The organism is Synechococcus sp. H60.2 (assembly GCF_047462315.1).
Lineage (GTDB): Bacteria > Cyanobacteriota > Cyanobacteriia > Thermostichales > Thermostichaceae > Thermostichus.
In genome coordinates this window covers 1-23244 of sequence record NZ_JANSIZ010000044.1, presented here as the reverse complement: position 1 = coordinate 23244, position 23244 = coordinate 1, and the positions used below count along the sequence as shown (strand labels likewise).

Annotated in this window: 20 protein-coding genes, 1 pseudogene and 1 riboswitch; of the genes and pseudogenes, 10 read left to right on the top strand and 11 right to left on the bottom strand. The window is 59.8% G+C overall.

What is annotated here, in order from left to right:
* Nucleotides 1–164: 164 nt before the first annotated feature.
* From uvrB to NW845_RS08385, 3 genes are all read right to left on the bottom strand, one after another.
* Nucleotides 165–2252, bottom strand: coding sequence for an excinuclease ABC subunit UvrB (gene uvrB, locus NW845_RS08395; RefSeq protein WP_414378086.1), 2088 nt, complete (start codon nt 2250–2252; stop codon nt 165–167).
* 203 nt (nt 2253–2455) lie between these two features.
* Nucleotides 2456–3316: a hypothetical protein gene (locus tag NW845_RS08390; protein ID WP_414371954.1), complete on the bottom strand. Its 861-nt coding sequence runs from the start codon at nt 3314–3316 to the stop codon at nt 2456–2458.
* A 28-nt stretch (nt 3317–3344) separates the two neighbouring features.
* Nucleotides 3345–4322, bottom strand: coding sequence for a CobW family GTP-binding protein (locus NW845_RS08385; protein WP_414378084.1), 978 nt, complete (start codon nt 4320–4322; stop codon nt 3345–3347).
* A 132-nt stretch (nt 4323–4454) separates the two neighbouring features.
* Between NW845_RS08385 and NW845_RS08380 the strand changes: the two genes are divergently transcribed.
* Nucleotides 4455–4715, top strand: coding sequence for a hypothetical protein (locus tag NW845_RS08380; RefSeq protein WP_414378083.1), 261 nt, complete (start codon nt 4455–4457; stop codon nt 4713–4715).
* A gap of 89 nt (nt 4716–4804) precedes the next feature.
* Here the strand turns inward: NW845_RS08380 and tnpA are convergent.
* A pseudogene (gene tnpA / locus NW845_RS08375) lies at nt 4805–5150 on the bottom strand (IS200/IS605 family transposase); the annotation flags it as partial.
* 426 nt (nt 5151–5576) lie between these two features.
* Here tnpA and NW845_RS08370 point away from each other — a divergent pair.
* Complete coding sequence (locus NW845_RS08370; protein WP_414378082.1) at nt 5577–6221, top strand: transposase; 645 nt, start codon at nt 5577–5579, stop codon at nt 6219–6221.
* Nucleotides 6222–6500: 279 nt separating this feature from the next.
* Here NW845_RS08370 and rpsT read toward each other — a convergent pair whose 3' ends face one another.
* On the bottom strand, nt 6501–6803 hold the full coding sequence (rpsT, locus tag NW845_RS08365; protein ID WP_414334928.1) for a 30S ribosomal protein S20: 303 nt from the start codon (nt 6801–6803) through the stop codon (nt 6501–6503).
* A gap of 94 nt (nt 6804–6897) precedes the next feature.
* On the opposite strand from rpsT, the gene NW845_RS08360 reads away from it, so the two are divergent.
* A complete protein-coding gene (locus NW845_RS08360; protein WP_414378081.1) occupies nt 6898–8262 on the top strand; it encodes a CRTAC1 family protein in 1365 nt (454 codons plus the stop codon).
* A gap of 14 nt (nt 8263–8276) precedes the next feature.
* Here NW845_RS08360 and NW845_RS08355 read toward each other — a convergent pair whose 3' ends face one another.
* On the bottom strand, nt 8277–10157 hold the full coding sequence (locus NW845_RS08355) for a cation:proton antiporter (RefSeq protein WP_414378079.1): 1881 nt from the start codon (nt 10155–10157) through the stop codon (nt 8277–8279).
* Nucleotides 10158–10405: 248 nt separating this feature from the next.
* Nucleotides 10406–10497, top strand: a riboswitch (Glutamine riboswitch).
* An 88-nt stretch (nt 10498–10585) separates the two neighbouring features.
* Here NW845_RS08355 and NW845_RS08350 point away from each other — a divergent pair.
* A complete protein-coding gene (locus NW845_RS08350; protein WP_414365788.1) occupies nt 10586–11026 on the top strand; it encodes a DUF4278 domain-containing protein in 441 nt (146 codons plus the stop codon).
* 500 nt (nt 11027–11526) lie between these two features.
* Entirely contained in the window at nt 11527–12624 is a 1098-nt protein-coding gene (raf1, locus tag NW845_RS08345) for a RuBisCO accumulation factor 1 (RefSeq protein WP_414365787.1), read from the top strand.
* A 139-nt stretch (nt 12625–12763) separates the two neighbouring features.
* Here raf1 and sppA read toward each other — a convergent pair whose 3' ends face one another.
* The 5 genes from sppA to NW845_RS08320 form a co-directional block, all read right to left on the bottom strand.
* The gene (gene sppA, locus NW845_RS08340; protein ID WP_414365786.1) at nt 12764–13570 is read right to left on the bottom strand and encodes a signal peptide peptidase SppA; all 807 of its coding nucleotides are present in this window, start codon (nt 13568–13570) and stop codon (nt 12764–12766) included.
* Nucleotides 13571–13644: 74 nt separating this feature from the next.
* Complete coding sequence (gene fabG, locus NW845_RS08335) at nt 13645–14349, bottom strand: 3-oxoacyl-ACP reductase FabG (RefSeq protein WP_414378077.1); 705 nt, start codon at nt 14347–14349, stop codon at nt 13645–13647.
* Between the two features lie 48 nt (nt 14350–14397).
* Nucleotides 14398–15237 carry a 16S rRNA (adenine(1518)-N(6)/adenine(1519)-N(6))-dimethyltransferase RsmA gene (rsmA, locus tag NW845_RS08330; protein ID WP_414365784.1) on the bottom strand — a complete coding sequence of 280 codons (840 nt, stop codon included), beginning with the start codon at nt 15235–15237 and terminating at the stop codon, nt 14398–14400.
* A 7-nt stretch (nt 15238–15244) separates the two neighbouring features.
* Nucleotides 15245–16966, bottom strand: a complete 1722-nt coding sequence (locus NW845_RS08325; protein WP_414365783.1) for a sensor histidine kinase — start codon at nt 16964–16966, stop codon at nt 15245–15247.
* A 53-nt stretch (nt 16967–17019) separates the two neighbouring features.
* The gene (locus NW845_RS08320) at nt 17020–18114 is read right to left on the bottom strand and encodes a PIN/TRAM domain-containing protein (RefSeq protein ID WP_414378074.1); all 1095 of its coding nucleotides are present in this window, start codon (nt 18112–18114) and stop codon (nt 17020–17022) included.
* 225 nt (nt 18115–18339) lie between these two features.
* On the opposite strand from NW845_RS08320, the gene NW845_RS08315 reads away from it, so the two are divergent.
* The 5 genes from NW845_RS08315 to NW845_RS08295 all read left to right on the top strand — a co-directional run bounded on the left by NW845_RS08315 (nt 18340) and on the right by NW845_RS08295 (nt 22904).
* A complete protein-coding gene (locus NW845_RS08315) occupies nt 18340–18582 on the top strand; it encodes a NifU family protein (RefSeq protein WP_414365781.1) in 243 nt (80 codons plus the stop codon).
* Between the two features lie 111 nt (nt 18583–18693).
* The gene (gene rseP / locus NW845_RS08310; RefSeq protein ID WP_414365780.1) at nt 18694–19794 is read left to right on the top strand and encodes an RIP metalloprotease RseP; all 1101 of its coding nucleotides are present in this window, start codon (nt 18694–18696) and stop codon (nt 19792–19794) included.
* A 6-nt stretch (nt 19795–19800) separates the two neighbouring features.
* A complete protein-coding gene (gene nth / locus NW845_RS08305) occupies nt 19801–20496 on the top strand; it encodes an endonuclease III (RefSeq protein WP_414365779.1) in 696 nt (231 codons plus the stop codon).
* Nucleotides 20497–20575: 79 nt separating this feature from the next.
* Nucleotides 20576–21553: an RNase adapter RapZ gene (rapZ, locus tag NW845_RS08300; RefSeq protein WP_414378072.1), complete on the top strand. Its 978-nt coding sequence runs from the start codon at nt 20576–20578 to the stop codon at nt 21551–21553.
* Nucleotides 21546–22904: a gluconeogenesis factor YvcK family protein gene (locus tag NW845_RS08295; RefSeq protein ID WP_414378070.1), complete on the top strand. Its 1359-nt coding sequence runs from the start codon at nt 21546–21548 to the stop codon at nt 22902–22904. The genes rapZ and NW845_RS08295 overlap by 8 nt, the downstream gene beginning before the upstream one ends.
* Nucleotides 22905–23244: the final 340 nt, after the last annotated feature.

Genomic DNA, 23244 nt, shown 5'->3' with positions numbered 1-23244 from the left:
TCAGCAACCGGGGCTGGGAACCCGCCTCGTGAGTCTTGGATGCTTCAGCTCTACTTCGGAGACCCGGTACACGGGATCGATGAAGCAACTGGGGCAGAGGAAGAGACAAAAATCTTGCCGTAAAGCGGATGGGGAAACCCCACCCGCCTGCGCGGTGGGGTAGTTCATGTGTTCTGATGGTGGCCCAAAAGGCGTTGGCGCAGCTTTTTAATTTGGTCTCGCAGTTGCGCAGCTTCTTCAAATTCCAGGTTTTTGGCGGCTGCTTTCATCTTCAGTTCCAGTTGGCCGATCAGCTCTGGAATCTCCGAAAGCGGGATCTCGTCTGCAGCTTGAAAGGCTTTTTCCAGGTCTTGGCTGTTGAGTTTGCGGGAGATGGCCAAAAAAGACAAGATGGCGTTGCTGTTTTTCTTGACAATGGGCTTAGGGGTGATGTTGTGTTGGCGGTTGTATTGCAGTTGAATTTCGCGGCGGCGCTGGGTTTCGGCGATGGCCCGAGCCATGCTGCCGGTCAGGGTATCGGCGTACATCACCACCGTGCCACGGACATTGCGCGCTGCCCGCCCGATCATCTGGATTAGGGAGCGCTCCGCCCGCAAAAATCCTTCTTTGTCCGCATCCAAAATGGCCACCAAGGAGACTTCCGGCAAATCCAACCCTTCCCGCAACAAATTGACCCCCACCAACACATCAAAGGCCCCTTCCCGGAAATCTTGGAGGATCTCAATGCGCTCGATGGGGGCAATCTCAGAGTGCAGGTAGCGAACGCGGATGCTGCGTTCCTGAAGGTATTCGGTGAGATCTTCGGCCATGCGTTTGGTGAGGGTGGTCACGATCACCCGTTCGGCAGGCCCCTGCTGCGAGCGCTCCAGCCGCAAATAGATCTCGCCCAGCAAATCTTCCACCTGCCCGGCTGTGGGGCGCACGTGCACCTCGGGATCCACCACCCCGGTGGGCCGAATGACCTGCTCTATAACCCGACCGGTGCCTGGCACGTAGAACTTCAGGGGTTTGCCGTTTTCCACCACCGTTTCAAATTGGGCTCCGCTCTGCTCCAGTTCCCAGTTGCCAGGCGTGGCGGAAACAAAGACGCATTGGTGGACTTTGGCCCAGAACTCCTCGGCTTTGAGAGGGCGGTTGTCGAGGGCACTGGGCAGGCGAAAGCCGTGATCCACCAGCACCTGTTTGCGGGCGCGGTCGCCGTTGTACATGCCACAGATCTGCGGCACCGTGACGTGGGATTCGTCCACCACCAAGAGCCAATCGTTGGCCTTGAAATAATCCACCAAACAGGCAGGCGGCTCCCCTTCTTTGCGCCCCGTCAAGTGCCGGGAGTAGTTTTCGATGCCGTTGCAATAGCCCACCTCCCGCAGCATCTCTAGGTCGTAGCGGGTGCGCTGTTCTAGGCGTTGGGCCTCCAGTAGCTTGCCTTGGCGGCGAAAGAAAGCCAGTTGCTCTTCCAGCTCTTGCTCAATGTTGAGGATCGCCTGCTGCAACTGAGCTTCTGGCGTTACGAAGTGGCGGGCCGGATAAACCCTGAGGGCGCTGACACTGTTTAGGATCTCGCCCGTCACTGGATCAATGAGGCGAATGGCCTCAATCTCGTCCCCAAAAAACTCGATGCGAATGACTCGGTCTTCGTAGGCCGGCACAATTTCCAGCACATCGCCTTTGACGCGAAACCGCCCCCGCCCCAGCTCCAGGTCGTTGCGTTCGTACTGGATGTTGGCCAGATCCCGCAAGACCTCCCGCTGGTTAATCTCCTGGCCGACTTGAAAGGGAATGGAAGCCTTCAGGTATTCCTCCGGCATGCCCAGGCCGTAGATACAGCTTACCGAGGCCACGACAATAACATCTCGCCGTTCAAAGAGGGAGCGGGTGGCCGAGTGCCGCAACATGTCGATTTCATCGTTAATAGAAGAAGACTTGGCGATATAAGTATCGGTGCTGGGCACATAGGCTTCCGGTTGGTAATAGTCGTAATAGCTGATGAAATATTCGACGGCATTGTAGGGAAAAAGCTCTCGCAGCTCGTTGCACAGTTGGGCGGCCAAGGTTTTGTTGGGGGCCATCACCAAGGTGGGCCTGCCGACTTGCTGGATGGTATGGGCAATGGTAAACGTTTTGCCGGTCCCAGTTGCCCCCAGCAGGGTTTGAAAGCGATGCCCTGCCGCAATCGACTCTACCAAAGCAGCAATTGCTTTGGGCTGATCCCCCGTGGGCTGATAGGGAGAAACCAGTTGAAACTCCGACATAGGCCTATCCCTTGATCTTTTGAGGATCTTTGGTTGAGTGCTCTGGTTAAGACTGTTAATTTCGGCAACTGGGCAGTTACAGCCTGCTTGGTCAGGTCTCATATCGTCACATAAGCCAAAACCCTTGTCCAGGTGGAGTTTCCGTCTGTGTGCTGGATCTCCTGACGAAGGAGCAAGCTGTAGTTGGATTCAGCGGCTACACCTCACAGGCTGTAAATTTGTCCATCCATTAGCAGATGAGTAATGCCTTTCTTTTGCAATTGTGGGCGTACGATCTCCAAAATGTATCCGGGAAATTGGATGACCCGGTAGGGCGGATAGGTGTTGCTGCCGCGACGGCTCATCTCGGAAAAGCGCCGAGCCACCTTGTGGTTGTCGAAAATCGGCAGCGTATTGGCGTTTTCGATCCCTTCCATGGGCAGGGATCCCAGTCCCAGAAATTCCTTGAGGGGGCGGGTGGTCAATTCTTGGTAGCGATCCACCACAACATAACAGGTCTCGGGCAGGTCGAGCTCCTCCAGGGGGAGTACTTGGATGTGATGGACGGGATCCGCCAGCGGATCTTCTGAGGGCACCGCTGCCGCGTCGTCTAAAAAATCGTCGTCATCCTCTTCTTCATCGTCATCGTCTTCTTCGTCTTCTAGCTCGTTGTCCTCGTCGTCTTCTAGGTCTTCTTGAAGCTCGGCTACGAGCTGGGCCGGCAATTCTTCGGAGGCCAGTTCTGTCACCGTGGCCGTCCTGTCGCCAGGGATCCTCTCCCCTTCGCTTACATCGCTGAGATCGGAGGCGTCGGCAGCTCTCTGCGGGGGCAAGACCTGTTGCCCCTCCATACCGTCCAGGGGAAGGGCGGGTTCCTCGCCCGTGTCTTTGCGGCGAGCTGCTGAGCGTTTGAGCTGGATCAGCCGCTGGTACTCGTCGGCAGCGAGGTTTTCCTTGAGGACACGGGTGATGGTGGTAACGCTCACCCGGAATTGCTCGGCCAATTCGGCAGCAGTGGCCGCCGAGCCGCGGTAGGAGCTAACAATTTGCTGTTGTTCTTGTTCTGAAAGTTTGCTGCGGGCCATCGCGGTTATCCCATCCCAAAACTTGGACTCATGGGCAGGCGGCAGTTGCCCGACACAGCCGGCTGAGGCCGGCGGCCAGCGCTTCTTGCTCTAGTTCCTTACCGATGAAGACAATTTTTGACCAATGCGGCTCACTGGGATCCCACTCCCGCTCCAAGAAGAGGGTTTGTCGTCGGCCCACCTGATGAAAGATAACCCGCTGCGGCTCGTTTGCAGCCCACAGCACCCCCTTGGCGCGAAAAATCGTCTCCGGCAGGTCTTGCAGCCAATCGCGGAAGGCCGCCAGATCCAGCGGTTGCTGCAGTTGAAAGCTCAGGGATTGGATCCCGTCTTCTTCCAGATGGTGGCTGGGGTGGGCGTGACCTTCAGCCTCGGCAGCAGAGAGCTTGGGATCCCACAGTTCTGGGCGAAAGGCGTGCACATCCAAAATGCGGGCCAAGGGCACCTGGGCGTGGGTGGTGGGCAGACAGGGAGCGTCGGGGTTGTAGCGACGCAAATCTAATAGGATCTGCTCTTGTTCGGCTGGGGTGATCAAATCTACCTTGTTCAGGAGCAAGATGTCGGCGCTGCTGATCTGGTGGGCGGTGGTTTGGGAGCGCCGGAAGTTGCGCCAGTACTCGGCCCCATCCACCAGGGTCACCACCCCATCCAGACGCAGCTCCTCGTGGAAGGTTCTCTGTACAAACAGCTCGGCCACCTGCCTGGGATCCGCCACGCCGCTGGTCTCCACCACCAGGTAGTCCAACGCCTGGGCATGCTGGAGCAGCTCGCGAGCCGCCCGTTCGAGATCCTCCCGCACCGTGCAACAGAGACAGCCGTTGCTGAGCTGCATCAGCCCTCCTTCGGGCATGTTGACCAGTTCGCCATCGATGGAGATCTCGCCAAACTCGTTGAGGATAACCCCGATGCGCCGCCCGTGCTCCTCCTGCAAGATGCGCTTGAGCAGCGTGGTTTTACCACTGCCCAAAAAGCCTGTCAAAATCGTAACCGGAAGCTGAGCCTTCATATCTCCATATCAATCACCCAAGACTCAATCGACAAGTGGCCAACAAACCCTTCTCTCCGGTTCTCCGGAGGCTCTACTAGCTTAGCTCCAGGGCCAGCTCTCCAGGATCTGGACTTAAGGGCGGCGCTGCTGGTGGGCTGGGGGCTGCTGCTGGGATCCCTGAGCCAGCAGGTTCAGGTGGACGAGGTGGGTAGGGAAGCCACCTACCCCGCCTTGGCTGCGCCAGGAGTGGCAGATCCGCTGGGCCGATGTCGAGCGCCTCGAACCCCGCTCCACCAACCAAGGGGGCCTGGTGTACTACCCAGCCGAAGGGGGGATCGCGTCCTTTTGCCGATGCGGGTAAGCCGCTTCCAGGAACTGGTGGCGCTGGTGGGTCACCACACCGCAGAGTAGCTTGGTAGCCCCGTACTCAGCGCTCCGCGCCACTGACGCGAGTAAGGCGGGGCGGAAAAGCCATAGAGCAGCTTTAGCCGCTCACCAATGTGCGGGTCGTTGTCTTGGATCACCTCAGCGCTAGCATTCCCTGCTGTACAGAAGAAATAACTTCTGCTCCAAAGGCTAGGGAGTTTTCGCAGGCTAGGAAATTCCTCTCTTAAATATCTGGGGGCTCTGCCCTTGAATGCTTTACCACCAAATGAACAGGGTCGGTAGGCTTTATTTCAAGAAACAAATGAACATGGTCTGGAGCTACTTCAATGGCTCTGACGTGCCAACCCTTTTCACTAGACAATTCCTGCCATAACTCAAACAGCCTATTCCTCACCTCTTCTACTAAACCTTTTTTTCTCCTTTTAGGACAAAAACTAGATGGACGATTGCTAATCCCACAGCATGGTTTTAGTGGTTGTACCGCTGACTTTCTTTTCTCGTTGACAATCATCTGTGCCAAGCTGTAGTTATCATACTGCTTATCAACAAAAAATGAAATATGGATGCCAACAGGTTCTGATTCAGGACAGGAAGCTAGTAGCCCTACGGGAGTACCTCTGCCAGCAGTCCAACAAGGTCTACAACTGCGCTCTGTAATATGCTCGCCAAGTCTCTTTCAAGACCAAGCGACTGGTAAACTATGCCCAGCTCTGCAGAGAGAGGGTGAGAGCCAAAAATAGACACTTTATGGCGATGTACGTTTCCTCTACACAGAAGACTTGCAAATCGGTAGCAGAAGCACTAACGAGCTTTAAGTCGCTTTTGCAAGTGCAGCCGGATCCAAAGCCCAGGTTGCCACAGTACTGTAAGGCTGGACTGTTCCCCGTGGCCTACCCGAAGCAATGGCCAAAGTTCCCAGAAGAGCAGGTCAGAGTGGGCAAGCAAGTCAAGGCCTGGTTTGGCCTAGACGCTTTCTGGGTGCAGTTCCCCACCAACTTGCGGTGGGAGAGCATCAAGGAACTGAGGATTCTGCCCCGCCATGGGGTGTTCTACCTGGAGTGGGTGTATGCCAAACCTTCTCAACCTCATCCCCTTGACCCAACAAAAGTGCTAGCCATTGACCACGGAGTCGACAACTGGCTTACCTGTGTCAGCAATCTAGGGCACAGCTTCATCATCGACGGGCCCAAGGTTAAATCCTTTAACCAGGGGTACAACCAAGAGGTGGCTAGGCTCAGAACCAATAAACCGCAGGGCTTTTGGTCTCGCCACCTGGGTTGTATCACCGAGAAAAGAAATCGTAGGATGCGGGATGCCGTCAACAAAGCCGCTCTTTGGGTTGTCAACTCCTGCCTAGAGCACTCTATTGGGAGAATTATCTTTGGCTGGAACCAAGGGCAAAAGCAAGAGTGCAACCTAGGCGAGGTTAACAACCAGAGCTTTGTCTTCATTCCCACCGATTGGATGGGGAGGAGCTACCTAACTATGGTGAAAAACCCGACGGGTGGCGAGCATCTGGGAAGCGAGTAAAGCGGGGGCTGTACCAAACGGCAGCAGGGTTGCTGGTTAACGCAGATGCCAATGCTGCCGCTAACCTACTGAGGAAGGTAAGCAGAACCTTGGGGCTTTGTCTCAAGGGACTGTCTAGGGGCGTCTTGACAGTGCCTTTGCGAGTCCGTCTGTGGACTGCGTAAGAATCCCCCGACTTTAGTCGGTGGGAGTGTCAAAAAAGCTCGGTAGGCAAATGCTTAAGCTTGCTTCCGGGGCAGCAGTAGAGACCTTTGGGCTCCGCCTGTCCAAAACCCTGTCTTAGGAGGCACTTGTGGCGGCCAGGGATCGTTGCACAATCCGAGATAGACGAGCCTTCCGACGGGCGGCTGTGTTTTTGTGGAGAACCCCTGTTTTGGCCGCTTTGTCGATGCGGCTAAAGGCAGCGCTCATCGCCGCTTGAATCTCCTGCAGGGTTTCCGGTTGGGGGTTGGCGGCGTAAGTAGAGGAGAGGGAGATCACTTTTTTCATCAGCGCGCGCACCATGGCTTTGGTAGCTTTGTTGCGCAGCCGATTTCGCTCGGCAATCTTGACGCGCTTGATGGCAGATTTAATGCGTGGCATGGTCGAGAGGGAAGCTACGGCGGAGATCTAGCATACCATTAGAGTCTGGAGCTCCACCAGTTCCTGCCTCTCCTATCCGCCCGACGAGATCCCCATGTTTCAAGATTGCAGCTCCCTCCTCCAGTTCAACCCCCCTGCCCTTTTCTATGGGGTTGCCGTTTGCGATGTGGATCGGGACGGGGCTTTTGAGCTGTTTGTGTGCGGCTTCCGCGGCCCGAATCGGGTTTTGAAGTGGAACGGCCAGGCGCTGATGGATCTGGTGGACGATACTCTGGCCGATGCAGGGCGGATGGCCATCGGGGTGGCTGCCGGCGACTTCGACGGCGACGGGCAAGAAGAACTCTATGTTTTGAATACCGATACCTTCGGGGGGCGCAAGCGCTTTGGGGATCGCCTCTTCGACTGGCAGGGATCCCGTTGGGTGGATCTGTTCTCTCTACCCCACAACCAAGATGCCCTCAACTTGACGGCCGGTCGCTCGGTGGCCTGCGTGGATCGCTTTGGCCAGGGGCGGTACGGGTTTTTCGTGGCCAACTACGGCGGCCCCATGCGCCTTTACGAGCTTTCCTCCGGCCAAATGATTGCCGATGTGGCACCAGAGGCGGGGGTGAACCGGGTAACGGGCGGGCGGGGGCTGGTGGCCCTGCCCTTGGTCTCGCAGCGGATGGACATTTTTGCTGTCAACGAGCAGGGGCCCAACTTTTTGTTTCGCAACCGCGGGGATGGCACCTTTGAAGAAATTGCCGCCGAAGTGGGGCTGGCGGATCCCGGCGAGCACGGGCGCGGCGTGGCAGCAGTGGATCTGGATGGGGACGGGCGGCTGGACTTGGTCTACGGCAATTGGGAAGGGCCGCATCGCCTCTGGATCCAAACCCCTAGCGGCATCTTTAAGAACGTGGCTCCGCCGGAGCTGGCCAGGCCCTCCCGCATTCGCACGGTGATTGCTGCCGACTTCGACAACGACGGCTACCCGGAGCTGTTTTTTAACAACATCGGCGAGCCCAACCGCCTGTTTGGCTGGCGCTCTGGCTGCTGGCAGGCCATTGACATTGGAGAGGCTGCCGAGCCGCAGGGATTGGGAACAGGAGCGGCAGTCGCCGATGTGGATGGGGACGGTCGCCTGGAGCTGCTCATTGCCCACGGAGAATCAGGCGCCCAGCCCCTGAGCTTCTACCGCCCCCTGGCTAATGCCAACAACTGGCTAAGGGTCTTGCCCCTGACTCGCCAAGGATCCCCGGCCCGCGGCGCCCTGGTGCGGCTGATCACCCCCACTCGCACGCAGATCCGTCCCATCGATGCCGGCAGCGGCTACCTCTGTCAGATGGAGCCGGTGGCCCACTTTGGCCTGGGATCCGAAACGCTGGTCAAGGAAATCCAGATCCAGTGGCCGGACGGAAAACAGTTGCAGGTGGCTCGCCCGCCGGTCAACCAGCTCCTGCGGATCCCCTATCCTGGCTAGCTCCCCTGAGAGATCTACTCAGCGGAGCCTGAGATCCCTGCCCATTCCGGCTGCACGGGGCGCTGCCAGTGTTCCCACCAGGCCAGCACCTCAGGTGAGCTGCCGTTGGCAGGAGCGGGGAGGGGGGGAGAAGGGGGTGTCAGCCAACTGACAGGCGTGGGGATCAGGCAACTGGGGTGGAGAGGTCGCAAATCGCGGTAGTGGCTGCTGCGGATGGCCAGAATCTCCTGCTGGATGACCTCCAGGGGCTCGCCCAGCTTCAGCAGCACATGGCTGCACAACCCCAGGCTGGCCTCAAATTCCGGGTGGACGACTTCTCGGGCTCCCAACTGATAGAGCTGCTCGATGTCCTCTTCATGGGTGGCCCGCACCACCACATCCAGGTGGGGCGCCAGTTCCAGCGCCCGTTTCAGGCAGAGGCGCATGCTCAGGCGATCCGGCAGGGCGATCACCAGGGCGCGAGCTTGGGACAGACAAGCTTTCTCCAGCACCGGGGCGCTGGCGGCATTGCCGTAGAGATAGGGGATCCCGCGCGAGCGCAACTGTTGGATCACCCGTTCCGACTGGTCAATCACCAAAAGGGGATGGCGACGGGCTTCCAGGATGCGCACGATGTCTTGCCCCACCTGTCCATAGCCGCACACCACCACGTGCCCCTCTTGGGGAGCGTTGGGAGCCAGAGCGCGGGGCTGCTCGCTCCCTTCCAGCCAACGGGCCCAGAAGGGGATCCCTTGTAAGTTTGCCAGCAGTCGCGGCGCGCCCCTGAGCAGAAAGGGAGTGACGAGCAGGGTAACAGCGGTGGTGCTGACGATGAGCAAATAGAGTTGCCGCGACACCAGCCCCAGCGCCTGCCCTTCACTGGCCAAGACAAAGGAGAACTCGCCGATCTGCGAGAGGCCCAGCCCCACCAACACCGCTGAGGGGAGCGGGTAGCCGAACAGACCGGCCAAAGGGGCCACCAGGCAAAACTTGCCCACCATCACCAGCCCCACTAACCCTAGGATCAAGGGCAGGTGGGCGGCGATAAAGCTGGGATCGATGAGCATGCCAATGGCAGCAAAAAAGAGGGCGGCAAACACATCCCGCAAGGGCTCTACGTAAGCCAGGGTCTGGTCGGCGTATTCCACTTCTGAGATCATCAGCCCGGCGATAAAAGCCCCGATCTCACTGGAAATGCCCAGCCGCTCCGTCAACAGGGCAATCCCCACACAGAGGCTGATCACCCCCAGCAAAAACACTTCTTTGCTCTCCTGCTGCGCCAAAAGCCGCAGGAAAGCGGGCACCAGCCACATCCCGCCCACCACTGCTCCCAGACCCACCAGGCCGATCTCCGCCAGGGACTTGGCCAGGGATCCCGCCAGCTCCGGCAAAGGACAATCCAAAGCCGGCAACACCGCCAGCATCAGCCCTACCGCCAGATCCTGCACAATCAAGATCCCCAGCATGGCCTGAGCTTGGGGCGTGCCCATCTGGTTGGTCTCGGTAAGGCTTTTGAGCACCACCGCCGTGGAAGACAGAGAGAGCACCGCCCCCAGGAAGATCCCCTGCACCGGCGTCAGCCAGCCGCTGGCCACCGCCAGCACCGCTGTGATCGCGATGGTCAGGCCGATCTGCAAGGCACCGCCGCCAATGGCGATCCCCCGCACCTGGCGCAATTCTTTGAGGGAAAACTCCACCCCCAAGGTAAATAGCAAAAAGGTCACCCCGAACTGGGCCAGAGTTTCCACCTGCACCACTTCTTTGATCCACCCCAGACCCGTTGGCCCCACCAGGATCCCCGCCAGGAGGTACCCAAGCAACACCGGCTGCCTCAGCAGCGCTGCCAGAAAGCCACCCGCCGCTGCTGCCGCCAACACCGTCACGATGTCCAGAATCAGGCGAAAGTCTTCCTGCACAGAGACACCCACCGAGGAGTATGAACTTTTGTAGCCAATCCTGAGTATTCTTCCACGATAATGCCTCTCTTCACCTCCCGAGAGGGTAGAAGGCCCAGCCCAAAACGCTGAAACCGGCTCCCGAAGGGGATCCCCTGCACCCCAGTAGGGGTTCTCGGGCAGCCAGACAGGGGATCAGGAGAAATTTTTGTTAAAAGTTGATAGCGATACCTCAAAACCGTAGCTTATAATACAGAACGTAGATAGAAATCGTTCATCCTCTCGCGTGCTGTTCGATCCAGGAAGGAGCAAGACGGCAGCCGGAGGACGGAAGTAGGGAGCTATCCCGAAGGAACGCGCCTCAACCCCTGGGACTGTCCACGGGACATCCCGGGTCACTCCTCAGGAAGTGAAGTGGATGCAGACTATTACATTTGGAGGCGAAGATCATGGAACTCTCTTACCGTGGCGTTGGTTACACCCACTCACCGGCGACGGTGACTGTTTCTCCGGGCAAAGTGGGGGGTCGCTATCGGGGGCTGGACTGGCGGTTCCGCCACCTGAGCAAGCCGGTGGTTTTGCCCACCAACCTTGACCTGCTCTATCGGGGTGTGGCCTATCGTTCCGAAGCTGCTGCAGCGCCGGCTCAAACCGTTCAGACAGCCGAGGCACCTGCTCCTGGCCGTTCTCACGTTCTGGATGAGCTGGCTCGCCGCCTGATGATGGGCCACCAACGCGCGATTCGGATTCGTCAGCAAGCCATGTTGGTGCGTGGCACAGAGCGGGTTGGCCTGCACGTCAATGTGCGCAACTTCTGGAACCGCATCCAGGGGAAGGTACATCCCACTTTTCGGCTCAACTACGACCGTAGCCGGGTCAGCATGAGCTAGTGTGCCCACCAAAGTTCATCGCAATAGGCGGGGTACCCCACCGTCCATACGGTACGGTGGGGAGGGATGGCGCCTAATAAGTATGACCCAAGTCCTGACTATCTCCTGTAAGCTCGAGGTGGCTGCGTCGCGAGCCCCAAAGCTGGACGCAACCAAGGCCTAAGGTTCGCTGGCGGGAGGGGGAACGTGTCAACCAACAGCCGCGCAGCTAGACAGAACGGCGGCGGTTGAACAGTTCGGCGTTCTGCCCGTTGAGGCAGTTTGTGCGCTACAAGGCGGCAAGAGCAAGAGTCAAGAATGTGATTGCACTTTTGGGGGGCTGCCATAAACCAGCCTGCCCCCCTTCCCTCTGTATACGGGGGGAGAGAGGGGGGTTCGTGGTTGGCTTGCCAACTGCAGAGCTGCTATTCGCGTCAGCGGCGCGTAGCGCTAAAACCCCACCCGCCTAGGCGGTGGGGTAGTTTATTTTGGGCTATTGTCGTTGCGGAGGAAGCCTAGCGATGAGTCAGCATTTGCCGGAATCCTCTGTTCCGGAGGAAGATCCCAGCCTGTTGATGGATCGGCTGCGGCGCAAAGAGGGGGGGTGGCTGGACTGGGCAAAGGCCTGCCAAAGCTTGCAACGACAGAAAGTGACTCCCCAGGCCATCTTCGAGGCGACTGGGTTTGAGCCCGTCCGCCAAAACCAGATCATTGTCGCCGCCCAGGTTTACGAAGGAATGGCGAAAGCAGGAGCCAGCTTAGCTGTTTTGGAGCACTTTGCCCAAAAAGGCAGCGATATCCTCTACGAGTTGCGCATCCTCTCGCCCCAGGATCGCGTCCGGGTGGCGGAGCTGATTGTCAGCCGCAACCTAGGTGCCGATGAGGCGCACGAGATCGCCCGTGCCATGAAGAACTATGCCCAACTGCGGCAGCTCCCGGAAGGGTTCACGGATCACCCTGGCGATGCGGTGGCCTATCAAGCCTGGAAAACTGCCCAGGAAACCCGCGATCTACAGGAGCGAGCCCGGGCCATTGGCCGCGCCTTTCAGTATGCCCACAGCGAAACGGCCCGCCAACAGGTTGAGCGGCTCTTGTCGACGCTGGCTCCCGGCTCCCAACCCCAGCGCAAGCCGTTGCCCAGGCTTTCGGTGTTTCGCCCGGAAGAGGATCTGCCCCGCCTGATGCCGGTGGCTGGATCCCTGCCTCTTTCTACTGCCACCTGGGAGCAGATCCCTGCCGTTGAGCCTCAAGGCCTTTTTGGTTGGGTCACCAGCGTGGCTGGGCAAACGTGGATGGCCTTGCCCGCTTGGCCAGCCATTCAAAGGGCCGCCGACCCAGTCGCCCTGCAGGTGGAGAATGGTTTGCTGGGATCCCTGTTGGGCTGGCCGGTGGCACCTGAAGAAGAACAGGATCCAATTTTGCTGGTGGTCGATCGCGCCGTTCGCACCTGGGAAGGAATGGCGGGGGTTTTCCTGGTGGATCGGGAGGGAGCCGTGGCGGTGGAGTGGATAGAGAATTTGCCCCCCTCTCCCCTGCTGGGCCAGGTGCTGATGGCAGTGCGTCCCCCCCGCATCTTCGACGAGGAGTTGGCACAGGATCCCTGGCAAATAGAGGAATAACTCCAGAAAGCCAGATGCACCACCCCCAGCCCCCGGCCAGGAACGAGTGGCAAAGCGGCTTCCGGCTTTGCTTTTCTCTTATGCCGGCATAAGGCTTGGGGGCGGAAGAACCAATCCTCACAGTTCTGGAGGTCGCCTCTCACGAACCAGTGTAGAGCCACAGGGGCAGGCCTGAGGTGCTTACCTCAAATTGCAGACGCGCCAATGCCTCTGCCGCCGGTAGCAAGCGAGCCCAACCCCTGCGCCGTGGGAGTAGATCGCAGAACTTCGCATCGGGCGGCAGCCCTGCCAGCTCCGCGGCCCAGAGGCGGGCATCCTCTTCTGTGCCCAGGCGATCCACCACGCCCAGGTGCAGAGCTTGTTCGCCGCTGAAAATGCGTCCATCGGCAAAGGTTTTGACCACATTCACGCTCAGCCGGCGAGCGGCAGCAACGGTTTGCACAAATTGGCCGTATGTGATGTCGATTAACTCTTGGAGGATGTTGCGCTCTTCTGGGGTCAGCTCGCGGTCAAAGGAAAGGATATCCTTGTAGGGGCCGGACTTGATGACCTTAAAGGAAATCCCTACCTTGTCCAGCAGCCGTTCGAGATTGTTGCCGCGGATAATGACGCCGATGCTGCCGGTGATGGTGCCGGGGTTGCTGACAATTTTCTCGGCTCCCATGGCAATGTAAACCCCCCCAGAGGCAGCGATGTTGCCAAAGCTGGCCACAATGCGGGTGCCCTTGCGTTCCCGCAGGCGCGAGAGGGCATTGTAGATTTCCTGGGAGTCTGCCACTGTCCCACCGGGGCTGTCGATGCGCAACACCACTGCCGGGATCTGTCTTTCTTCCACCTCTTTCAAGGCTTTGAGAACCCGCTCCCGGGTTCTGCCATCGATCACCCCTGTTACCTCAATGCGGCCAATTTGCCGACGCCAGCCCCCCGAGAACAATCGCTTCAGCATAAGAAAACGGCACGAAAATAAGCCTCTACCCTCGTATCATGAAGGCCGTCTGGGGGTGCGGTCAACCAAGCAGCTTAGACATTGCCGTACACCGGGATCGCTGCCCCTCTCAGATCCCGCGCCGCTTCCGAGACCAAAAAGGCGATCACCTGGCCGATAGACTCGGGCTTTACCCACAGCTCCGCCTGCTCGGAGCCCATGGTAGCCCGGTTGGCTGGCGTGTCGATGATGCTGGGCAGAACTGTGTTGGCGGTGATGTCAGTGCCTTTGGTTTCGGCGGCAATGGTGCGGGTCAGGGCCACCACCCCCGCTTTGGAAGCACAGTAGGCGGCCAGTTGGGATCCCGGCTCTACCGCCCCTCGGGAGGCCACGGTCACGATCCGTCCATAACCCTGTTGCCACATCTTGCGCAGGCTGTGCTTACAGGCCAAAAAAGTGGTGGTGAGATTGAGGTCAAAGTCACGTCGCCAATTTTCTAAGCTGTACTCGTGGGTGGGGCCCATGGCAAAGCCGCCCACCAGGTGCACCAAGCCATCAACGCGGGGCAGATCGTCAATGAGCTGTGCCACAGCGGCTTCGTTCAGCAAATCCACCTGCACACAGCGCACCTGGCCCAGGCTATTGGCCGGCAGGCGCTGCCGCAAGACAGCCAACTCCTCTTCTTGGCGGTAGGTCAAGGTCAACTCTGCCCCTGTGTCCAGGAGCACGGGGGTTACTCCCAACCCCAGCCCACCGGTACCGCCAGTTACAAGGATCTGTTTGCCCTGGTTGTTGAGCATAGGTTGTTTTGGAATCTGGTGAAAAACCCTTGGGGACTTCCTCTCACCCTACCGCGGTTTTCCCTCGCCGGAAACGGCAGCCATCCTAGGTGTCTGCTCCAGTAGCAGATCGCTCAGGGCCAGCCAATCGGGCAGATCCAGCTCTTCGGCACGGGCCGTGGGGCTGAGGCGGAGCTGGGCGAGAGCGGCGGCCACGGTCTGGCGATCCACGAGGCCTCCTAGAGCGTTGACAAGTTGCTTGCGGCGGGTGGAGAAGCCCTGGCAAACCAGTTGGGAGAACCAGCGGGGATCGCGGGCGGGGATGGGGGCAGGGCGGGGAGTGAGGCGAACCACTGCCGATTCCACTTGGGGAGGAGGCCGGAAGGCGCTGGGGGGCACGCGGCAGATGAGCTCGCACTCAGCTAGGTAACGCACCCGTACACTCAAAGCACCGTAGGCCCTGCTGCCGGGGCCGGCCTGCAGGCGCTCAGCCAGCTCTTTTTGCACCATCAAGACGATGCGCTCAAACTGCCTCACCGGTTGGGCCGGGGATCCCAGCACTTTCTCCAAAATTGGGCCGGTGAGGTTATAGGGGATATTGGCCACCAGCAGGCGGGGCTGAGGCGGGAGCGGCAGGCGAAGAAAATCTCCTTCCACCAGGTGAAAGCGGGGTTGGTCGGCAAAGCGCTTTTGCAGCAGCCGACACAGATCTCGATCGATCTCCACTGCCACCACATGTACGCCCTGGGCCAGCAACCGCTGCGTCAACTGCCCAGTGCCAGGGCCGATCTCCAGAACCCACGGAGGATCCCTCTGAGGGGGCGGCAACTGGGCAGCCCGCAAAATCGCCTCATGAACCGTGGGATCCTTAAGCCAATGCTGGCCAAACCGTTTGCGGGGATAGGGCATTGCTGGATCAGCACTGGGCCGGATAGGAGATTAGGTTGGGATCTGTATCCTCGGGGGATCCTTTTTGAGCTGGGCTCGCCTCCCCGCCCAGGAGCGGCTGGCGGTAGAGGGGCACGGTAAAAGTGACGGTGGATCCCAGCCCTTCGCCCAGGCTATAGAAGTTGATCTCTCCCCCCATCGCCTCCACCAGCCGTTGGCTGATGGCTAAGCCCAAGCCGGTGCCTCCGTACTGGCGGGTGGTGGAGCCATCCACCTGGGTGAAGGCCTGAAACAGCTTCTGCTGCTTTTCCAACGACACACCGATCCCGGTGTCAATCACGCGAATGCGGGCCATCCCCGGCTCGCCCGGCAGGAGGTCCGCTCGCACCGTCACAGAACCCCTGGGGGTAAACTTGATGGCATTGCCCACTAGATTGAGCATCACCTGCAGCAGGCGTTGGTAGTCGCCATAGAGCAAAATGGGCTCTGCCGTGGGGGGCAGGTAGAAGCTGAGCTGCAATCCCTTTTGACTGGCCTGCAAACTGGTTTTGGCCTCCACATCCTTGAAGAGGACTTGCAGGTCGCAGGGCTGAAACTCCAACTGCATTTTGCCTGCCTCGATCTTGGCGATGTCCAGCACGTCGTTGATCAAGGCCAACAGGTGCAGGGCCGAGCGGTAGGCTTCCTGCAAAAAGTCCAGCTCCTCTTCTCGGCTTTCGGCCATTCCGTCCAGCACCAGCCTAATAAAGCCGATGATCCCGTTGAGAGGGGTGCGCAGCTCATGGGAAGTATTGGCCAAGAATTGACTTTTCAGTTGGTTGGCCGATTCTGCTTGGGCACGGGCCTGCTCCAGCTCTTTGTTTTTCTGGCGCAGTGTCTGGTTGGCCAACTGCAGGCGAGTGGCCAGTTGGCGGCTTTGATCCAGCAAGATGGCGTGGGCAATCGCCGTGCCCAGGTAGGTGGCGATGCTCTGCAGCACCTGGAGGTGGCCGGCCTGCCAGACGGGGGCTTCGTTGGGGGGCAACACTTCCAGCCAGAGCAGGCTGTTGGCATAGCCCCGGTAAGACATGGCGATGGCCAGATGGCGTCCCATCACCACCGGCTCTTCTTGACGAAGGGCTTGCAGCAGAGGCGGGTGATCCGCCAGACGCAACGTCTGGTTCAACAGCGAGGGATCCCCTGGGTTGCGGCGGTACTCGGCGTTAACCGTGAGGGAGTCCTGCCCCACTTCGTAGAGGGCCAACAGGCAGCGATCCACCCCAAACAACTGCCCCAACTGCTCCACCGTCTGCTGGCACAGCTCGCGGATATCCAGGGAGTGGCCGATGTTGCGCAGCAACTGGGCCGTGATCCCCGGCACCGGGTTGGTCAGAAGGGGATGGGGCTGGGCAGTAGAGCTGCTGGCTCCGCCGGCCAAGTTGAAAGGCGTTGCCCCCAACACCTTGCCCACCACCGAGACGGCCACCACCTCCCCCTCCATGTCCCGCACCGGGTTGAGGCAAAGATGCAAGTGCAACTTGTAGCGGGGAGAGATCACCTGACACTGGTGCTGCAAGGGATCCCCACTCGCAAACACCTGCTCGAGCTTGGCTTGGTACTCCTCCGCATTAGCCACCTCCCAGCTTTGCTGTCCGCTCAGGATCTGCGGCGGGTAGATAGCGTAGTTCTCAGCACCCTCCCAATAAAAACTCCAGAAACGCTGCTGGCGATCCTGGGTGTAGAAAATTAGATCTGGTTGGAGGACACCCATTGGGGAAGAGGCCATCATTGCGTCGGAAAAACAGAGCTCTTCGGCCTGAAGCCTCAGGTTTTCGCAGAGGAAGCTGGGCTGGAGTCCTTGTTGAGTCGGGCAAAGATCATCCGGCCCGCCGAGGTTTGAATGGCGCTGGTCACCACAACAGAGCGGGTCTTGCCCAGAGAGCGCTGTCCCTCTTCCACCACCACCATCGTGCCGTCCTCCAGATAGCCTACCCCCTGGCCCGGCTCCTTGCCTTCGCGGGTAATCTTGATCTCGAAGCTATCGCCAGCAATGTAGATGGGTCGCAGCGCTTCGGCCAGCTCGTTCACGTTCAGCACCTTGATCCCCTGCAGCGTGGCCACCTTTTTCAGGTTGTAATCGGTGGTCACCAGCGTTCCCCCCACATTTTGGGCAAGGCGCACCAGCTTCTCGTCCACAGTGGCCAGATCCGGGTAGTTGGCTTCGTGAATCACAAAGCGGTCGGGGTAGGCCTGGCGCAGCGCTTGCAGCGTATCCAGCCCTCTGCGACCTCGCTCCCGTTTTTGCGGATCGGCTTTGTCGGCGATGGTTTGCAGCTCCGCGATGACAAAGCGAGGGATCACCAGCGTTCCCTCCAAAAAGCCCGTCTCGATCAACTGGGCCACGCGCCCGTCGATGATCGAGCTGGTGTCCAAAACCTTGGCGCTGGCCGCCACCACACTGCCTTCTGCCGCCGCCTGCAGGGCGTAGTTGGGGTTGAACAGGCGCAGGAGTGCAGGGCCATGGGTATCGGCCAAACTTACCCCCAAGTAGGCAAAGGACAGGCTAAAAAAGATGGAGGCCAGTGGCTCAATAAAGTTATTGAGCTGCTGGGGCAGGGGCAACAAATAGACAGGAGCCATGGCCAAATTGGCAATCACCAGGCCAATCACCAGCCCCACCGAGCGGCTGATCAACACATCCGGCGGCAGCGAGCGTACATTGGCCTCGAAGCGGCGGTAGCCCCAGCGCACCAGGGATCCCAAAGCCAAACCCGCCAGGACACCAAAGCCGCTGGTAACCACGCGCGCCCCCTCCACATTGGCCCCCTGGATGGCGGCAGGAGGGAGCAGATCCAGGCCGTAGAATCCGAGGCCTGCCCCGGCCAACATGAAGATCCCAATCAGCAAGACATCTAACATGGCGAAGAAAGCGCCCCTGCTCAGAATATGCTTGGGTCTGCTACTCGCAATAGGCAAATCCGACTCCTATTCTAGTCTTCTGGCTAAAGAGAGGGATCTCATCCCCCACCACGAAAGAAGGAGACTATGCTGAAGAAAGGCCATCCCTCCCTGGCTTGGGGGGTGAGGTGAGAAATGGCTACAATCAACGTCTTAGGCAAGGTCTCAGCAAAGCTGGAAGCAACTATGGCACAAGCACTGGAATTGAACGCCGAAAATGTGGAAAAAGTGTTGGACGAGCTGCGCCCCTACCTGCAAGCCGATGGCGGCAATGTAGAGCTGGTGGAAATCGACGGCCCGGTGGTGAAGCTGCGCCTACAGGGGGCCTGTGGCGCCTGCCCCAGTTCCACCCTGACCTTAAAAATGGGCATCGAGCGCAAGTTGCGGGAGAGCATTCCCGACATCCTGGAAGTAGAACAGGTGTTCTGAGGGCTCTGCCGCTTCTGGTCTGTTATCTTGGTTCCCTAGGGCAGCAGGTGCAGCCGTCGCTGTGACTCTCTGCCTCTTGACCTTTTTTCCTTCTTTCCTTCAAGCCAGCCCATGCCTGTCCTCCTCTCCATCGCCATCCTCGCCCTGCTGATCCTGGTGCATGAGGCGGGACACTTCGCGGCAGCCAAACTCCAAGGGATCCACGTCAACCGCTTTTCGCTGGGGTTTGGCCCGGTGCTGTGGCGCTACCAGGGCAAGGAGACGGAGTACGCCATTCGCGCCCTGCCGTTGGGGGGCTACGTGGGCTTTCCCGACGATGACGAGCGCTCCCCCTACCCGCCCGACGACCCGGATCTGCTGAAGAACCGCCCTGTTGCGGATCGCCTGGTGGTGATGAGCGCGGGGGTGATGGCCAACCTGGCCTTTGCCTACCTGGTACTGGTGCTGATGTTTGCTTCGGTGGGGATCCCCTCGGTTACGCGCATCCAGCCTGGCATTCTCATTGCTCAGGTGATGCCGGATAGCCCGGCGGAGCAAGCTGGCTTGCAGGCGGAAGATGTGGTGTTGCGGGCGGCCGACCACGATTACAGCACAGTTGCCGACGAGACCTCGGCCTTGGCAGCTCTCAATGATTTTCAGGCGTTGATCCGCCGCAGCGAAAACCAGCCCGTCCCCCTGCAGGTGCAGCGAGGGGAAGGGGATCCCATTCTGGAGATCACGGTGATTCCCGAGATGCGGGGAGAGGTGGTGGCCATTGGGGTCAACCTGGCCCCCAACCAAGAGGTGACACTGCGCCCGGCCCAGAGCCTGGCAGAGATCTTTGCCGAAGCCGGGAATGCCTACCAGCGCCTGGTGATGATGAACATCAGTGGCCTGCAGCAGCTCCTGCAGAACTTCCAAAACACGGCCACCCAGGTATCCGGGCCGGTGGGGATTGTCAAGATTGGTGCCGACTTGGCGCGGGATGACGCGGCCAGCTTGTTTAATTTCACCGCTTTGATCAGCATCAACCTGGCCATTCTCAACCTGTTGCCCCTGCCCGCCTTGGATGGGGGGCACATCGCCTTTTTGATCCTGGAAGCGATCCGCGGCAAGCGGCTGCCCAGAGAACTGGAGGAACGGGTGATGCAGACGGGCTTGGTGCTGCTGCTGGGTCTGGGGGTAGTGCTGATCTTTAAGGACACCCTTGCCATTGTCACCGGGTCGGGCTAGCTGCAGATGACTAGCAAGCGGGCTTTGCGCCAGCGGGCTTTGGAGATCCTGATCCGGCTGAAGCGCCATTATCCCAACTCCACCTGTGCCCTCCACTACCAAACGCCGCTGCAACTGCTGGTGGCCACCATTTTGTCTGCACAGTGCACCGACGAGCGGGTCAACCAAGTTACGCCGGAGCTGTTTCGCCGCTTTCCCGATGCCCAGGCGCTGGCGGCAGCCCCACGGGAGGAGATCGAGGCCCTGATCCGTTCCACCGGCTTCTACCGCAACAAGGCTAAACACATCCAAGAGGCCTGCCGCAAGATCGTGACCGACTTCGGCGGCCAGGTGCCGCGCACCATGCCGGAGCTGCTCACTCTGCCGGGGGTGGCCCGCAAGACGGCCAATGTGGTGCTGGCCCATGCCTTTGGCATCAACGCCGGCGTGACTGTCGATACCCACGTCAAGCGCCTCAGCCGTCGCCTCGGCCTCACCGAGCACGAGGATCCCGTGCGCATCGAGCGGGATCTCATGCAGTTGTTGCCGCAAGCCGACTGGGAAAATTGGTCCATTCGCCTGATCGACCATGGGCGGGCCATTTGCACCGCCCGTAAACCCCTTTGCGACCAGTGTTTTCTGGCCGATCTCTGCCCCAGCGCTCCCCTCCTGAGACCGGCGGGGAAAACGGACAGAGAAGCTGCAACAGCCTCCCAGACTTGAGCGCTTGGCATCCGGTTTTTCGGCTCCCCCTCGCCCTAGAATAGGCTGCATGGACGATCAACCGACTAGACCGACCCCCGTGACCTTGCCTGTTCTGGTTATCGCTGGGCTGACGGGATCTGGGAAAACCCTGGCCATCCAGCAATTGGAACAACTGGGCTACACCGGCTTGGAAGGGATCCCGCCTGACCAGGCTGTTTCTTTGATCGAGGCGATGCGGCCTCGCCACCCTGCTCTGGCGGTGAGCCTAAACCTCCACATCCCGGAATATCGGGAGCAGTTCCTTGCCTTTGACCGCTGGCGGCAAGCGCAAGGGATCCCTTTCCTCTTTCTGGAGGCCCGTCCTCTGGTATTGCTCAACCGTCTTAGCGCCCACCGCCGCCCCCACCCTTACCACCCTGGCGTTGGCCTGTTGGAGGCCATTGAGCAGGAAGTGCGCGATCTGGCCCCCGTGCGGGAGCGCTGCACCCACCTTCTGGATACGTCTGAGCTGGACAGCCAGCAACTGCGGCAGCAATTACAGGCCCTGGCCCACGGGATCCCGCAGCCGCTCAACCTGAGGCTGGTCAGCTTCGGCTTCAAGTACGGTGCTCCCCTCGATGCCAACTTGCTGTTCGACGTGCGCTTTTTGCCCAATCCCTTCTTTCAGCCCCATCTGCGCCACCTGACCGGCCAGGATCCGCCTCTGCAGGCGTTCCTCTTTGCGGATCCAGTTACCCAATCCACCTACCGGCAGATCTTTTCTCTGGTGCAGGCGTTCTGGCCCCACTACCGAGCAGAACGACGGCCCCACCTAACCGTGGCCATCGGCTGCACCGGCGGGCAACATCGCTCTGTGGCTCTGGTGGAGCGCCTGGCTCAAGATCTGCGGCCTTGGGCCGTCCCCACCGACAACCCTGCCCTGCCTGCCCTGAACATCCAGGTGCAGCACCGCCATTTGCTGGATTCGCAGCGGGAGCTGGAGGCTCGCTTTGGCCCGCCCCCCCCTGACGCTGGCGTAGAGCAGCAACAGGTTAGGATCCCTTTGGCCGGCGTTTCTGTACCTCCCCATGACTAAGCCCGTGCTCAGCAACAAGTCCACTGTGGGGGGGCCTCGCCGTCGCAAGGCCGCTTGGCCGGGAAATGGCTGGAAATGGCTCTTCCCTGGTCTGGCGGTCAAGCGCTGGCTCACCCTGGCCGTGGGGGGCGTGCTGCTGATGGTGCTGGGCATCGCCATCTGGACAGAGCTGACCCCCATCTTTCGCCTCAAGCGATTAATCGACATCACCCTGCGCCTGATCACCACCTGGATCCCAAACACCATCAGCGGCCCCTTGGTAACCGGGATCGGCCTGGTGATGGTGGTGCTGGGCTTCCGCAGCGCCATGCGCTCCATCGAAGATGTGCTGATCCCAGAAGGAGACGAGGCGCTGGTGGATAAGCTCCTGTTGCGGCGACGCCTGAGCCGTGGCCCTCGCATTGTGGTGCTGGGGGGCGGCACCGGCCTTTCCAACCTGCTGCGAGGGTTGAAGCGCTACAGCTCCAACATCACCGCCATTGTTACTGTGGCCGATGACGGCGGCTCCTCAGGGCGCTTGCGGCGGGAGATCGGCGTGTTGCCCCCCGGCGACATCCGCAACTGCCTTACCGCCTTGGCCAACGAAGAAAAGCTGCTCACGGAGCTGTTTCAATACCGCTTCCAGGCTGGGGAAGGGCTGAGCGGGCACAGTTTTGGCAACCTGTTCATCACCGCCCTCACCGCCGTTACCGGCGGCGACCTGATTCGGGCCATCACCGCCACCTCGCAAGTCTTGGCCATTCAAGGACGAGTGCTGCCGGCTACCCTGGCGGATGTCACCCTCTGGGCCGAGTTAAGCGATGGCCGCCGTGTGGTGGGCGAGTCCAACATTGCCAAAGCCAGGGGGCGCATCTGTCGCATTGGCTGCGACCCGCCCAACCCTCCCGCCTTGCCTGAGGCCATCGAGGCCATCGAGGCGGCAGAGTTTGTGGTGCTGGGGCCGGGCAGTCTCTACACCAGTATCATCCCCAACCTTTTGATCCCGGAGATTGTGGAAGCCTTGGCCAAGAACATGGCACCCCACATCTACGTGTGCAACATTATGACCGAGCCAGGGGAAACCGACGGCTACACCGTTGGGGATCACGTCATGGCTCTGGATCGGGTGGCGGGCGTGCGCTTGTTCGATGCTGTCCTGGTGCAACGGGATCCCCCTTCCCCCCGTGCCCTAGAACATTACCGCCGCAACGGTTCCGAGTTTGTGGTCTTGGATCCGGATAAGCTGGCCTACCTGGGCTGTCGGGCTGTCTTGGCCAATGTCATGCAAGAGGATCCTGAGACTGGCTTGGTGCGCCACAACCCTGAACGCCTGGCGGCGATGCTGATGCGCTGGTTCGACAGACACCGCTAAGCCACCCCACAGTCCCACCTTGCTAAGGGCTGGCCATAGCCAGTAGATTCTTGCGGCCCAGTTTTGGCATCCCCCTAATTCGTGAGGTTATGAACTACCCCACCGCGTAGGCGGGTGGGGTTTCCTCACCCGCTTGGCAGCGGAGCTTTTGTCTCTTCTTCTGCCCCAGTTGCTCCGTGGATCCCGTGTACCGGGTCTGTGAAGTAGAGCTGAAGCATCCAAGACTCACGAGGCTGGTTCCCAGCCCCGGTTGCTGATTAGCGGCAACGTTGTAGAAAACCATCACCGTTCCCCTGTCCCGCGGTATCGCAAACCCACAGGCAGAACAGACATGGTAACG